This window comes from Mesorhizobium sp. M1066, from assembly GCF_040318635.1.
Classification (GTDB): domain Bacteria; phylum Pseudomonadota; class Alphaproteobacteria; order Rhizobiales; family Rhizobiaceae; genus Mesorhizobium.
This window is the reverse complement of record NZ_JAMYMR010000018.1, coordinates 87,614-101,234: the sequence shown is the minus strand read 5'-3', so window position 1 is coordinate 101,234 and position 13,621 is coordinate 87,614. Positions and strand designations below refer to the sequence as shown.

Sequence of the window (13,621 nt, the reverse complement as noted above, 5' to 3'; positions counted from 1 at the left end):
TCCCTCAGACCGGCTTCTTGCCGAAGACGCGGATGTATTCGGCCACGCCACCCTTGGCGAGCGCCTTGGCCTGCTTGACCCAGTCGTCGCGATCGATGCGGCCCTGGAAAGAGAGATAGCCATCCACCCACTCGCGTTCGGCCTTCTTCCACGACGCGACCTGCGCGAAGGTAAAAATGCCCAGCGTATGCAGGATGCCCTCGATCTTGGGGCCGACGCCGGAGATCAGCTTGAGGTCATCGACCTGTACCGGCTTATCGATGCCGGCCGGACGGTTCTTGTCCTCGAGCGACGGTTTGGCCGGCTTGGCTGCCGGTACCTTGACCTCCGGCGCCTTGAAGGCGGATGCCGGCTCGGCCTTGGATATTGGACCGTTGCGCTGCTTGGAAACCTGCTCGACTTTGGAGTCGGCCTTGTTGGCATTGGCGGCCGAATGCAGTGGGGCGGCAACGCTCGCCGCCTTTTCGACCGCCGGCGCGACCTTGGTTTTCGAAGGCGTCTTCAATGCCGGGCTGGTTTCAGGGGCGTCGGTCTTCGGCTTGCTGGTGTTGGATGGTGCGACAGGCGCCGCGGCCGGCCCCGGCACGGGCGCCGCGATGATCGCGTCGGGCGCCGCCCTGGCGGCCTTGGCCGCCTCCCTGGCTTCCCTTTCGCGGGTCGATTTGAGGATCGCCTTTTCGCTCTTCAGCGTGGTGAGGCCGGAGGCCGGCTCCGAGCCGGTGCGGCCGTTCTGCGGCCCCGGTTCCACCGAAGCACCCTTGCCGGCGTCATAGAGATCGATGATTTCAGCCAGGCGTTCCGGCGTCAGATCCTCGAACGTGTCCTTGAAGATCATCACCATCGGCGCGTTGACGCAGGCGCCAAGGCATTCGACCTCTTCCCACGACAATGTACCCTTGTCGTTGGTGTGGAACTGATCGTGATGGATTTTGGAGCGGCAGACATCCATCAGCGCTTCCGAACCGCGCAGCATGCAGGGCGTGGTGCCGCAGACCTGGATATGCGCACGCGTACCGACCGGATTCAACTGATACTGCGTGTAGAAGGTCGCGACCTCGAGCCCGCGGATGCGCGGCATGCCGAGCATGTCGGAGATCGTCTCGATCGCCGCCTTCGTCACCCAGCCTTCCTGCTCCTGCGCTATCATCAGCAAGGGAATGATGGCCGACTGTTCGCGACCCTTCGGATATTTCTTGATCCATTGCTTCGCCGCGGCCGCATTCGCCCGGTTGAAGGCGAAGGAGGCTGGCTGGATGCTGGCTTCTGCGAGACGGCGGACTGACATTTAGCGATCGACCTCACCAAACACGATGTCGAGGGAGCCGAGAACGGCGGTGACGTCGGCCAGCATGTGGCCGCGGCAGAGGAAATCCATCGCCTGCAGATGCGCGAAACCGGGCGCGCGCAGCTTGCAACGGTAGGGCTTGTTGGAGCCGTCGGAGACCAGATAGACGCCGAATTCGCCCTTCGGCGCTTCGACGGCGGCATAGACCTCGCCGGCGGGTACGCGATAACCCTCGGTGTAGAGCTTGAAGTGATGGATCAGCGCTTCCATCGAGCGCTTCATCGCCTGGCGCTTGGGCGGCACCACCTTGCCGTCGAGGTTCGACACCGGGCCGGTGCTTTCCTTGCCGAGCAGGAGATCGACGCACTGGCGCATGATCTTCGCCGATTGGCGCATTTCTTCCATGCGCACGAGGTAGCGGTCGAAGCAGTCGCCGTTCTTGCCGATCGGAATGTCGAAATCCATTTCCGAATAGCATTCATAGGGTTGCGACTTGCGCAGGTCCCAGGGTGCACCCGAGCCACGCACCATCACACCCGAAAAACCCCAGGCCCAGGCATCGGCCAGCGAGACGATGCCGATATCGACATTGCGCTGCTTGAAGATGCGGTTGCCGGTCAGCAGCTGATCGAGGTCGTCGATCGACTTCAGGAACGGGTCGATCCACTTGCCGATGTCCTCGACCAGCTTCTGCGGCAGGTCCTGATGGACGCCGCCGGGACGGAAATAGGCGGCATGCATGCGCGAACCGGAGGCGCGCTCATAGAACACCATCAGCTTTTCGCGCTCGACGAAGCCCCACAGCGGCGGTGTCAGCGCGCCGACGTCCATAGCCTGCGTCGTCACATTGAGGATGTGCGACATGATGCGGCCGATTTCGCAATAGAGCACGCGGATCAGCTGCCCGCGCTTCGGCACTTCGATGCCGAGCAGGCGCTCGGCGGCGAGCGCGAAGGCGTGCTCCTGGTTCATCGGCGCGCAATAGTCGAGCCGATCGAGATAAGGGATCGCCTGCAAATAGGTTTTGGCTTCGATCAGCTTTTCGGTACCGCGATGCAAGAGCCCGATATGCGGATCGACGCGATCGACGACTTCGCCGTCCAGCTCCAGCACAAGGCGCAAAACGCCGTGCGCCGCAGGGTGTTGCGGGCCGAAATTGATGTTGAAGTTGCGGACCGAGGTTTCAGCCATTTACTGCTTTGCCTTCTCGTCACCCGGCAGCACGTAATCGGTGCCTTCCCACGGGGACAAAAAATCGAAATTGCGGAATTCCTGCTTGAGCTCGACCGGCTCGTAGATGACGCGCTTGGCCTCGTCGTCGTAACGCACCTCGACGAATCCGGTCAGCGGGAAATCCTTGCGCAGCGGATGGCCTTCGAAACCGTAGTCGGTCAGCAGGCGGCGCAGATCCGGGTGGCCGGAGAACAGCACGCCGTAGAGATCGTAGGTCTCGCGCTCGAACCAGTCGGCACCGGGATAGACGCCGGTGATCGACGGCACCATGGTTTCCTCGTCGGCCTGCACCTTGACGCGGATGCGCACATTCTGCTTCGGCGACAGGAGATGATAGACGACGTCGAAGCGCTTGGCCCGCGACGGATAGTCGGCGCCGCAGACATCGATGATCGAGATGAACTGGCAGCGCGCATCGTCGCGCAGGAAGGTCATCACCTCGACCAGGTCGCGCGGCTCTACATGAACGGTAAGCTCGCCATAGGCAATCGCCGCTTCGTTCACGCGGCCGATCAGCTTCTCGCCGAGATATGTCGACAGTTCGCTCAGGGATGCGGTCATGGATTTACCGTTCGATCGTGCCGGTGCGGCGGATCTTCTTCTGCAGCAGAAGAATGCCGTACAGCAACGCTTCGGCGCTCGGCGGACAGCCGGGCACATAGATGTCGACCGGCACGATGCGGTCGCAGCCGCGCACCACCGAATAGGAATAGTGGTAATAGCCGCCACCATTGGCGCAGGAGCCCATCGAGATGACGTAGCGCGGCTCCGGCATCTGGTCGTAGACCTTGCGCAGCGCCGGCGCCATCTTGTTGGTCAGCGTGCCGGCGACGATCATGATGTCGGACTGACGCGGAGACGCGCGTGGCGCGACGCCGAACCGCTCCGAATCATAGCGCGGCATCGAGGTGTGGATCATCTCGACCGCGCAGCAGGCGAGGCCGAACGTCATGAACATCAGCGACCCGCTGCGCGCCCAGGTGATGAGCGCCTCGGTCGAAGTGACCAGAAAGCCCTTGTCGGCCAACTCGTTGTTGATCTCGAGGAAGAAGGGATCGTCCTCCCCTACCGGCCTGCCGGTGTTGGGATCGATGATGCCCTTGGGCTTCGGCGCGACGAGGGTGCCTGAACTGTCGTTCAATCCCATTCCAGCGCTCCTTTTTTCCATTCATAGGCAAAGCCGATGGTCAGCACCGCCAAAAACACCATCATCGACCAGAAACCGAGCATGCCGATCTTCGAAAACGACACCGCCCACGGAAACAGGAAGGCCACTTCCAGGTCGAAGATGATGAACAGGATCGACACCAGGTAGAAGCGGATATCGAACTTCATGCGCGCGTCGTCGAACGAGTTGAAACCGCACTCGTAGGCGGAAAGCTTTTCGGGATCGGGATTGCGGTAGGCCACCAGGAAGGGCGCGGCCAGCAGCGCCAGGCCGACAACCAGCGCCACGCCTATGAACAGGACGATGGGCAGGTATGAGCTCAAGAGTGCGTTCATGCTCGGCTTTCCGTTGGTGCCAATCCACTTTGATTACAGCACCGGACCCTAATGCGGAAGCGTGACAGTTTAACCGCTGAACCGTTTTAAGGGCCTATGCTGCAACGCGGCGAGGGTTAGCGCAGCACTTCCAGCGAAGCAAGTCAAACCTTGTTCAAAACACCGACCTGGACGGCATATCGCGGCAAACTGGTCCGATCCGCTCCTGTTTGATTTCCTTCGCTTTTCACTCCACTTTTCTCTCCTGACATGGATGCCGCCAAAACCCTGCTAGCATGGGTTGGAATCAGCCATTCGACCCTCGGTCAAAACACTTCAAAGTGATGCCTGCATGAAGGAAAAGATCTCGCTCCCCACGGCCCGTCGCATCGCGCTTGCCGCCCAGGGGTTTCTCGATCCCCGCCCGACCGGTACGCCCGACCGCCGGCATTTTGCTCGCACCCTCTCCCGCACCGGCCTGCTGCAGATCGATTCCGTCAGCGCGGTGGTGCGCGCTCATTATATGCCGCTCTATTCGCGCCTTGGCCCCTACCCGTTCTCGCTGCTCGACAACGCGGCCGTGACGCGCAAGCGCACGGTTTTCGAATACTGGGCGCACGAGGCCTCCTTCCTGCCGGTCGAGACATACCCGCTGATGCGCTGGCGCATGCAGCGCGCCGAGCGCGGCGAGGAAATGTATCTGGGGCTCGCCAAATGGGGCCGCGAACACGCTTCCTATATCGAAGAGATCTACCGTCAGGTCGCCGAGCGCGGCCCGATCGCCGCTTCCGCGCTGGAGGGCCAGAAAGGCTCGGGCGGCTGGTGGGGCTGGAGCCATGCCAAGCACGCCTTCGAATGGCTGTTCTGGGCCGGCCGCATCACCACGGCGCACCGTCGCGGGTTCGAGCGTTTCTATGATCTGCCCGAGCGCGTGCTGCCGCAGGCGGTCCTCGACCTCCCGGTGCCGACGCCTGAGGACGCGCACCGCGAATTGCTGCGCATTTCCGCCCGCGCCCACGGCGTGGGCACTTCAGGCGATTTGCGCGATTATTTCCGCCTGTCGCCGGCCGATATGAAAGGCCGGTTGGAGGAACTGGTTGAAACGGGCGAGTTGCTGCCGGTGCGTGTCGAAGGCTGGGACAAGCCGGCCTATCTTCACCGGGATGCCCGCCTGCCGCGCAAAGTCGGGGCCCGCGCCCTGCTGGCACCCTTCGATCCGGTCGTCTTCGAGCGTTCGCGCACCGAGCGGCTGTTCGACTTCCACTACCGCATCGAAATCTACACGCCGGCCGACAAGCGGCAATACGGCTATTATGTCCTGCCGTTCCTGCTCGGCGACAGGATCGTGGCACGCGTCGACCTCAAGGCCGACCGTCCGGCCAGCGTGCTGCGCGTCCATGCGGCCTATGCGGAGGCTGGCGCGCCGCCTGAAACCGCTGCAGAGCTGTTCGAGGAATTGAAGCAGATGCAGGGCTGGCTCGGTCTCGAACGCATCGAAGTGACGCCTGCCGGGGATTTGGGTCCGGCGCTGCTGAGCGTGATCAGCGACGGGCGCTCTTGACATCAGCCGTCGGCTGCAGCCGTTTGAGGGAGTTTTGTCGGCCTAGGTTCAATGATGGCATCGCAAGAGGTTCTCGACCTGATTCACGAAGCGTTGATTGCGCATGGGATCAGCGCCATCCGTGGACAGAACGATGTCAGGATTGAACTGGAAGACCTGCGCTTTGAAGCCCAAGTTTTCGACAAGGAGCCGTCAGGCTCGGGTCGCAGGCTTGTTCTCGAAATCTACGTCTTCTCACCGTTGCTAGGCACTCAGCCGGTCATCGAATCTTTTGTTGGACTGGGCGACACGCGTGAACAGGCGATTTTCCAAGCATTCGGAAAATTCCTGATCGGTGTATTTCATGTGCTGATCGAGGGCCTTGCGGAGCATGTTTGCGAGAACATGCAAGCCGAGATTGCATTCTGGCAACGGAATGATGCTGGCTGGAAGATCTACGGTGGACCTGTGATCACACAGGCTGCAGTGGAATGCACTCTCAACCGGACATATCCAGCGTTTTATGCCCGCTTGAAAAAACTGTTCACGGCTAAGGTTCGCCCTGGCAGTCATTTCATCCGGATATTCCTGGCGAGCTATGGCGGAGCACTGGTCGGCAACGAAATTCTCCTGGACAACGAAACTTGGCCGGAAGGTCAAGAGCTCCTCGTTGATCAGGACTGGCACCACGGCGACGGGTACCAGGCGCTGCGTCAGGTCATCCTTGCGTTGCCGGGAGATAACAATTGAGCCAACGTACACAGGCTAGCGGATAAACAATGGATATCAAAGCCAGGCTGACCCAAGAGGTGCAGGAGTGCCTCGATAGGATTTCGTCCTTTTCATGGGACGTACATGCGCAGGCAATCCGAAAACGCTACCCTAGACCTGCTGGAGACACATTTGGCTTCAAAGTTGATGGCATTTACTTCGATGTGGGTGACAGCGCCGGATGGCTGGACCGGCAAGATGGAGATATCCTTCTGACGGCTTTCGTTACAGCTTTTCCTGATTCCAACAACGAAGATGGCATTCGCGAAGAGCGGTCAGTGGTAGTGAAGCGTCCCCGCCCCTGATTTCAGATTGCCCCTGCGTTGCGTTGACACCGCTGCCCGCAAAAGCCTAAATCCGGTTCAGATGGTCTCTTGCCCGCAACGGCAAGAGCTAAGAGGGAATGCGGTGCGGGGCAAAATCCCAAATCCGCGGCTGTCCCCGCAACTGTAAGCGAAGAGCCAAGGCCGAAAGCCACTGGGGAGTTCCCGGGAAGGCGGCTACCAAGGCGATGACCCGCGAGCCAGGAGACCTGCCGTCTGCGACTTTAGAATCCGATCGCCCGGCGGGTTTCCGGGCAAGGAGCCCGATCTTTGGACCACGACAGCAGTTTTTCGGCTGGCACAGCGGATATTTCGTCCGGCCATGATGATGCCTTGGCCGGCGTCACCATCATCGTCTGCGCCTCCTGCCGCGATGAGACCGGCGCCGACGCTCATCCCCGCGCCGGCGAATTGCTGGCGGACGACACGCGCCGCGCCGCATCTGGCGATAACATCCGCATCCGCAGCGTCGAATGCCTCGGCAATTGCAAGCGCCGCCTGAGCGCCGCCATCCTGCGCGACGGTTGCTGGAGTTATGTCTTCGGCGACCTGACAGCGACCAGCGGCGCCGACCTCATCACGGGTGCCAAGCTTTTCGCCACCTCGACCGACGGCCTGATCCCGTGGCGTGGCCGTCCCGATAGCCTGAAGCGCGGCCTCGTTGCCCGCATCCCTCCCCTAGACCTGCTGAAGGATTGACCATGACTGCTTCCGTCTCGCGCGTTCCCTGCACCGTCGTCACCGGCTTCCTCGGCGCCGGCAAGACGACGCTGGTCCGCCATCTCCTGGAAAACGCCGGCGGCAAACGCATTGCCATCATCGTCAACGAATTCGGCGACATCGGCATCGACGGCGAGATTTTGAAGGGCTGCGGCATCGACACCTGCCCGGAGGAAAACATCGTCGAACTGGCCAATGGCTGCATCTGCTGCACCGTCGCCGACGATTTCGTGCCGGCGCTTGACAAGATCCTGTCGCTGACGCCGAGGGTCGACCATATCCTGATCGAAACCTCGGGCCTGGCGCTGCCCAAGCCGCTGGTCCAGGCCTTCCAGTGGCCGAGCGTGAAGAGCCGCGTCACAGTCGATGGCGTCATCGCCGTGGTCGACGGCCCGGCGCTGGCCGAAGGCCGCGTCGCCAACGACATGGACGCCTTGCAGGCGCAGCGCGCCGGGGACGAGACGCTCGACCATGACGATCCGGTGGAAGAAGTGTTCGAGGATCAGATCGCCTGCGCCGACCTGATCATCCTGTCGAAGAGCGACCTGATGGACGCCGCCGGCACCGCCCGCGCCAACGCCATCATCAACGAACATTCCGCCCGCGCGGTGAAGATCGTGCCGACGTCGCATGGCAAGGTCGATCCCTCGGTGCTGCTCGGGCTCGGTCTCGCCGTCGAGGACGACATCGAAAACCGCAAGTCCCACCATGACGGCGCATTCGACCATGAGCATGACGACTTCGACACCTTCATCGTCGACATTGCCTCGATCGCCAATCCGGACGAGTTGGCAAAGCGCGTCGCCACCGTCGCCGAAGAAGAGAACGTGCTGCGTGTAAAAGGCTTCGTCGAGGTCGGTGGCAAGCCGATGCGGCTCTTGCTGCAGGCTGTCGGGCCGCGCGTCAATCATTACTATGACCGCGCCTGGACGGCGCAGGACGACCGCCGTTCGCGCCTCGTCGTCATCGGCCTGAAGGGGCTGAACCGCCCGGCGATCGAGCGTATACTCGCCGGCTGATCTCGGACACGGGTTGCGATGCACATCCTCACCACGACATCCGCCTCGCTCGACGACCTCGCCGAGCCGGTCGATCTGCGGCAGACGCCGGCGGATATCGTGGCCCTGTCCTTCACCGACAGCGATCTCGCCGGACTGGCGGCAGCCTGGAAGGCCGATGCGGAACACCTGCCCTCGATGCGGCTGGCTGCTCTTCGCGACTTGCGCCATCCGATGTCCGTCGACCTCTGGGTCGACAGCGTCGCCCGCCACGCCAAAATCATCCTCGTGCGCATCCTCGGCGGCTACGACTGGTGGCGCTACGGCTGCGACCAGCTTGCCTCGACCGCCCGCGCACACGGCATAAAGCTGGCGCTGCTGCCCGGCGAATGCCGCGACGAGGATCTGCGCCTGATCGAAGCCTCGACGCTGCCGCGCGAGGAGCTCGATGGCCTGCTCGACTATTTCCGCGAGGGCGGCCCGGCGAATATGAGCGCGCTGGTGCGGAGATTGGCGCGGCTGGCGGGGCAGGATGCGGTTGTTACAGAGCCGGTTCCAGTGCCGAAAGCCGGGTTTTATGAGCCAGGACTCGGGGTCGTTGGTGATCCTTCACGCCCCCCTCTGTCCTGCCGGACATCTCCCCCGCAAGGGGGGAGATCGGACTTCATCAAAGCCGGCTCTTTTCCCGTTTCATTAGAAGCTGACGCGTCCGCAACCTCGACAATTGGCGAAATCTCCAATGATAGCGCAATCTTCCCCCTTGCGGGGGAGATGTCCGGCAGGACAGAGGGGGGTGTGACGGAACTCGACGCTGACAACGTCAACGCTCCTATCATCCCCATCCTGTTCTACCGCTCGATGCTGCTGGCCGCCGATGTCGCGCCGATCGACGCACTTTTTGAAGCGCTCGGCCAGCGCGGCATCGCCCCGGTCCCGATCTTCGTCTCCAGCCTCAAGGACCCATCATCCCTGGCATTCGTGGAAACAGCACTCGCCACGCTCAAACCCGCCGCCATCATCACCGCGACCGCTTTCGCGTCCGGCGCCGAGCCCGGCAATGAGACCCTGTTCGACCGCGCCGGCGTGCCGGTCTTCCAGGTCATCGTCGCCACCACCCGCCGCGACATCTGGGAGAACAACCAGCGCGGCCTGGCGCCCGCCGACCTCGCCATGCATGTCGTGCTGCCCGAACTCGACGGCCGCATCCTGGCCGGCGCGATTTCCTTCAAGGGCGAAAGCGAGACCGATCCCGCACTTGGCCACCGCGCCTTCGCCAACCGGCCGGAACCGGATCGTGTGGCGCAGGTGGCTGACCGCGTCGCGGCCTTCATCCGCCTGCAGGAGACGCCCCGCGCCGAGCGCAAGCTGGCCATCCTGATCCCGGATTATCCGAGCGCGCCCGGCCGCACCGGCTATGCCGTCGGCCTCGACGTTCCGTCCAGCGTGCTGGCCATGCTGCATGACCTGAAGGAGCAGGGCTATGCGGTTGAGGGAATTCCGCAGACACCGCGCGAATTGCTGGATTTGCTGGAGCGGGGCAAGGATGGGCTGGGGCTGGAGGAGTATCTGGACTTTTCGACGGAATTGCCGACGGCAGCAATTGCTGCCGTCGAAGCGGCGTGGGGGAAGGCAGAAAAGACAGGTCTGCGCGAGGCGCCCCCCTCTGTCCTGCCGGACATCTCCCCCTCCAGGGGGGAGATTGCGCTCTCATCTCAGCTTTCGCCAATCGCCAACGTGGCAGATATGGACGAAGCGCCAAAGCTGCCAATCTCCCCCCTAGAGGGGGAGATGTCCGGCAGGACAGAGGGGGGCGCCTCGCGCCAACCTTCGCGACCGACCGCCGCCCACTTCCCCTTCCGCGCCGCCACCTTCGGCAACATCACCGTCGCCCTCGCCCCGGATCGCGGCCGCTCCGCCGATCGCCGCGCCGACTACCATGACCCGACACTGCCGCCGCGCCATGCGCTGATCGCCTTCGGCCTATGGCTGCGCAAGTCGCTCGGCATCCACGCGCTGGTCCATGTCGGCGCGCATGGCACGCTGGAATGGCTCCCGGGCAAGACGGTTGCGCTCTCGGAAAACTGCTTTCCCGAGATCGTCACCGGCGCCTTGCCCGTCATCTATCCCTTCATCGTCTCCAACCCAGGCGAAGCGGCGCAAGCCAAGCGGCGCATTGCCGCCGTCACCCTTGGCCATCTGCCACCGCCGCTGACCGGCGCCGGGCTCGACGAAAACCAACACAAGCTCGAGCGGCTGGTCGATGAATATGCCCAGGCCGACGGGCTCGACCGCCGCCGCCGAGACCGTCTGGCGAAGCTGATCGTCGACACCGCGCAAAAGACCGGTCTCGCCTCCGAAGCCGGCGTCGCCACGACCGACGCACCCGACGAAGCGCTGCGCCGCATCGACGCCTGGCTCTGTGACCTCAAGGATTTTGCCATCAAGGACGGGCTGCATATCTACGGCCGCGCTCCGGAGGATGAGCCCGACGCCATGCGGCGACAAAGCGCTGAAGCCGAGAAGGCGGCGCTGCTCGCCGCGCTCGATGGCCGCCACGTCAAGGCCGGCCCGGCCGGCGCGCCCGCGCGGGGTCGCTCCGACGTTCTGCCCACCGGCCGCAACCTGTTCACCTCGGACCCGCGCACCATGCCGACGCCGACCGCCTATGATCTGGGCAAGGCAGCGGCGGAGGAAGTCGTGCGCGGCTACATGCAATCGCATGGCGACTGGCCGCGCTCGCTGGTCATCGACCTGTGGGGCTCGGCCTCACTGCGCACCGGCGGCGAGGAGATCGCGCAAGGATTGGCGCTGATGGGCTGCCGGCCGCAATGGGATTCGGCGACCGGCCGCATCACCGGCATCGAGGTATTGCCGCCGGCCACGCTCGGAAGGCCACGCGTCGACGTCACCTGGCGCATATCAGGCCTGTTCCGCGATATGTTCCCGACCCAGATCGCACTGATCGATGCCGCCGCCAACGCGGTCGCCGCCCGCGACGAGGACGATACGGAAAACCCGCTCGCGGCCAAAACCCGTGCCGATGGCAAGCTCAGCCCGCGCATCTTCGGCACCTCGCCCGGCACCTATGGCGCCGGCGTCGAGGATATCTTGTCCTCCGGCAACTGGGCCGCGCGCGAAGAAATCGGCCGCGCCTATCTCGATGCCACATCGCACGCCTATGGCGGCGCAGAAGGAGAAGGCATCTCGGCGCCCGGCGCCTTCGAAGGCCGCATCGCCGAAGCCGATCTTCTCGTCCACACCGGCGACGACCCCGGCCGCGATATCCTCGAGGGCTCCGCCGACGTCGCCTTCATCGGCGGCTTTTCGGCCGCCTTGGCAACGCTCGGCAGGAATGCCGACGTCATCGTGCTCGACACCACGGGCCCGCAAAAGCCGAAGGCGCGCTCGGTCAGCGAGGCTGTGTCGCGGGTGGTTCGCGCACGCGCCGTCAATCCACGCTTCATATCAGGCCAGATGCGCCATGGCCCGCGCGGCGCCTCCGAATTCGCCGAAACGGTCGACCGGCTGGTCGGCTTTGCCGAAACCACGCACGCCATTTCGGGAGCGCTGATCGAGGCGGTGCATGATGCGTATGTCGGCGATCCGGCTGTCCGCGCCTTCATCCTGCGCGAAAACCCGGCCGCAGCGAAAGTCATCGCCGAGCGCTTCCTGTCGGCGCGCCGGCGCGGCCTCTGGCATCCCTTGCGCAATTCCATCGACGACGATCTCACCGCCCTGATTGCCGAGGCTGAAGCGCTTGGGGTGGCGGCATGAACGCCTTTTCGCGCCGCGGCGCCTGTCCGGCTTTGTCGGCGCCGATGCAGACAGGCGACGGCCTGCTGGTGCGACTCAACCCGGTTGCTGGAAGATTGTCGCCGAAACTTTTGATCGGGTTAGCCGAATCGGCTTTGCGGCATGGCAACGGCATCATGGAAGTGACCGCGCGCGGCAGCCTGCAGATACGCGGGCTGACTGCTGAAAGTGCTGCGCTGCTGGCGGCGGAGGTCGATGCGCTTGATATCGCGCTGCGCACCGGCGTGCCGGTCGAGACCGGGCCGCTGGCCGGCATCGATCCGCAAGAGATTGCCGATCCCCGGCCGCTGGCCGAGCGGATCAGGGCGGCGATTGAAGAGGCTGGGCTGACGCAACGGCTGGGGCCGAAGGTTTCGGTGATTGTCGATGGTGGCGGGCAGCTTGGGTTGGATGCGGTCACGGCCGATGTGAGGCTGAAGGCGGTGCGGGCCAGCGCTGGCGTGCCGTGGGCTGTGTCTGTTGCCGGTGATGGTCAAAGCGCGAGGCCGCTTGCGACGGTCGATGACGATGTAGCGCGCGATATTGCCGTTGCGGTGCTCAGGATGATTGCCGAGAAGGGTCCGGGGGCCCATGCGAGGGATTTGACGGAGCGCCAACTGGTCTCTCTCGCAGGTTGGCACTCCGTCACACCCCCCTCTGTCCTGCCGGACATCTCCCCCGCAAGGGGGGAGATCGGCAGTTCCCACGCCGGCTCTCGTCCTGCAACGTCGGCGGTGGGCGTGACGTCGGCAATTGGCGAAAGCGCCAATGGCGGCTCAATCTCCCCCCTTGCGGGGGAGATGTCCGGCAGGACAGAGGGGGGTGTGCAGGATCGCCGACCTATCGGTCTTTTCTCCTTATCGACCGACCACGCCCTCGGCGTCGCTCTCCCCTACGGCAGCATGCCGGCAGACAAGATCATCGACCTCGCCCGGAATGCGCTCACCCTCGGCACAACCGAAATCCGCCTAGCCCCCGGCCGCGCCCTGCTCTTCCTCGGTCAGCCGACGAGCGCCAACCAAGCCCTTCAACACACCGCCGCCACCCTCGGCTTCGTCACCTCCCCCACCGACCCGCGCACGCGCATCGCCGCCTGCCCTGGCACGCCGGCCTGCGCCTCCGGGCGGATCGCCACGCGCGACATTGCCGAGACGATCGCCGCTGAAAACGCCGATAGTCTCGACTTCACCCTGCACATTTCCGGCTGCGCCAAGGGCTGTGCCCACCCTGGTCCGGCGGCGCTAACCATAGTCGGCGGCGAAAACGGAGCCGGACTTGTCGTGGACGCGACGGCAAAGGCTCTTCCTGCCGGCTACAGGCCGGGCTATGACGCTGCGCGCGGCATCGGCCGCGTCGCGGCAATGATCCGCAGCACACGATACCAAGGCGAAACCGCCGCCGCTTGCCTGACAAGGCTCGGGCCGGCCGGCATCGCCGAGGCTTACCGACAGGCCCAAACTGAAAAACGGAAATGAGC

12 protein-coding genes and 1 riboswitch are annotated in these 13,621 nt (G+C 63.8%); of the genes, 7 read left to right on the top strand and 5 right to left on the bottom strand.

The features are described 5' to 3' along the window. Positions 1–4 precede the first annotated feature (4 nt). The 5 genes from NKH52_RS21625 to NKH52_RS21605 are packed head-to-tail and all read right to left on the bottom strand — an operon-like array spanning position 5 to position 4,021. Positions 5–1,285, bottom strand: a complete 1,281-nt coding sequence (locus NKH52_RS21625) for an NADH-quinone oxidoreductase subunit E (RefSeq protein ID WP_352733372.1) — start codon at positions 1,283–1,285, stop codon at positions 5–7. Next, positions 1,286–2,476, bottom strand: coding sequence for an NADH-quinone oxidoreductase subunit D (locus NKH52_RS21620; RefSeq protein WP_023812387.1), 1,191 nt, complete (start codon positions 2,474–2,476; stop codon positions 1,286–1,288). Then, positions 2,477–3,079: an NADH-quinone oxidoreductase subunit C gene (locus NKH52_RS21615; RefSeq protein ID WP_352733375.1), complete on the bottom strand. Its 603-nt coding sequence runs from the start codon at positions 3,077–3,079 to the stop codon at positions 2,477–2,479. Between the two features lie 4 nt (positions 3,080–3,083). Then, positions 3,084–3,665 (bottom strand): NuoB/complex I 20 kDa subunit family protein, encoded by a 582-nt coding sequence (locus NKH52_RS21610; RefSeq protein WP_013531090.1) that lies wholly within the window; start codon positions 3,663–3,665, stop codon positions 3,084–3,086. Beyond that, positions 3,656–4,021, bottom strand: a complete 366-nt coding sequence (locus tag NKH52_RS21605; RefSeq protein WP_010910112.1) for an NADH-quinone oxidoreductase subunit A — start codon at positions 4,019–4,021, stop codon at positions 3,656–3,658. Before NKH52_RS21605 ends, NKH52_RS21610 begins: the two co-directional genes overlap by 10 nt. A gap of 331 nt (positions 4,022–4,352) precedes the next feature. Between NKH52_RS21605 and NKH52_RS21600 the strand changes: the two genes are divergently transcribed. The 7 genes from NKH52_RS21600 to cobG all read left to right on the top strand — a co-directional run bounded on the left by NKH52_RS21600 (position 4,353) and on the right by cobG (position 13,619). Continuing rightward, positions 4,353–5,561 (top strand): winged helix-turn-helix domain-containing protein, encoded by a 1,209-nt coding sequence (locus NKH52_RS21600; protein WP_352733377.1) that lies wholly within the window; start codon positions 4,353–4,355, stop codon positions 5,559–5,561. A gap of 51 nt (positions 5,562–5,612) precedes the next feature. Then, a complete protein-coding gene (locus NKH52_RS21595; protein ID WP_352967775.1) occupies positions 5,613–6,290 on the top strand; it encodes a DUF6348 family protein in 678 nt (225 codons plus the stop codon). A gap of 29 nt (positions 6,291–6,319) precedes the next feature. Further along, a complete protein-coding gene (locus NKH52_RS21590) occupies positions 6,320–6,616 on the top strand; it encodes a hypothetical protein (RefSeq protein ID WP_352733382.1) in 297 nt (98 codons plus the stop codon). Between the two features lie 45 nt (positions 6,617–6,661). Further along, positions 6,662–6,865: riboswitch (cobalamin riboswitch) on the top strand. Between the two features lie 39 nt (positions 6,866–6,904). After that, on the top strand, positions 6,905–7,333 hold the full coding sequence (locus NKH52_RS21585; RefSeq protein WP_352733385.1) for a DUF1636 family protein: 429 nt from the start codon (positions 6,905–6,907) through the stop codon (positions 7,331–7,333). Between the two features lie 2 nt (positions 7,334–7,335). Beyond that, the gene (gene cobW / locus NKH52_RS21580; RefSeq protein ID WP_023812393.1) at positions 7,336–8,373 is read left to right on the top strand and encodes a cobalamin biosynthesis protein CobW; all 1,038 of its coding nucleotides are present in this window, start codon (positions 7,336–7,338) and stop codon (positions 8,371–8,373) included. Positions 8,374–8,391: 18 nt separating this feature from the next. Beyond that, positions 8,392–12,126, top strand: coding sequence for a cobaltochelatase subunit CobN (locus tag NKH52_RS21575; protein ID WP_352733388.1), 3,735 nt, complete (start codon positions 8,392–8,394; stop codon positions 12,124–12,126). Further along, a complete protein-coding gene (cobG, locus tag NKH52_RS21570) occupies positions 12,123–13,619 on the top strand; it encodes a precorrin-3B synthase (protein ID WP_352733390.1) in 1,497 nt (498 codons plus the stop codon). The genes NKH52_RS21575 and cobG overlap by 4 nt, the downstream gene beginning before the upstream one ends. Positions 13,620–13,621 lie beyond the last annotated feature (2 nt).

Coding starts and splice junctions, on each gene's coding strand:
- NKH52_RS21625 (WP_352733372.1), bottom strand. CDS start 1,285: ATGTCAGTCCGCCGTCTCGCAGAAGCCAGCATCCAGCCAGCCTCCTTC.
- NKH52_RS21620 (WP_023812387.1), bottom strand. CDS start 2,476: ATGGCTGAAACCTCGGTCCGCAACTTCAACATCAATTTCGGCCCGCAA.
- NKH52_RS21615 (WP_352733375.1), bottom strand. CDS start 3,079: ATGACCGCATCCCTGAGCGAACTGTCGACATATCTCGGCGAGAAGCTG.
- NKH52_RS21610 (WP_013531090.1), bottom strand. CDS start 3,665: ATGGGATTGAACGACAGTTCAGGCACCCTCGTCGCGCCGAAGCCCAAG.
- NKH52_RS21605 (WP_010910112.1), bottom strand. CDS start 4,021: ATGAACGCACTCTTGAGCTCATACCTGCCCATCGTCCTGTTCATAGGC.
- NKH52_RS21600 (WP_352733377.1), top strand. CDS start 4,353: ATGAAGGAAAAGATCTCGCTCCCCACGGCCCGTCGCATCGCGCTTGCC.
- NKH52_RS21595 (WP_352967775.1), top strand. CDS start 5,613: ATGATGGCATCGCAAGAGGTTCTCGACCTGATTCACGAAGCGTTGATT.
- NKH52_RS21590 (WP_352733382.1), top strand. CDS start 6,320: ATGGATATCAAAGCCAGGCTGACCCAAGAGGTGCAGGAGTGCCTCGAT.
- cobW (WP_023812393.1), top strand. CDS start 7,336: ATGACTGCTTCCGTCTCGCGCGTTCCCTGCACCGTCGTCACCGGCTTC.
- NKH52_RS21575 (WP_352733388.1), top strand. CDS start 8,392: ATGCACATCCTCACCACGACATCCGCCTCGCTCGACGACCTCGCCGAG.
- cobG (WP_352733390.1), top strand. CDS start 12,123: ATGAACGCCTTTTCGCGCCGCGGCGCCTGTCCGGCTTTGTCGGCGCCG.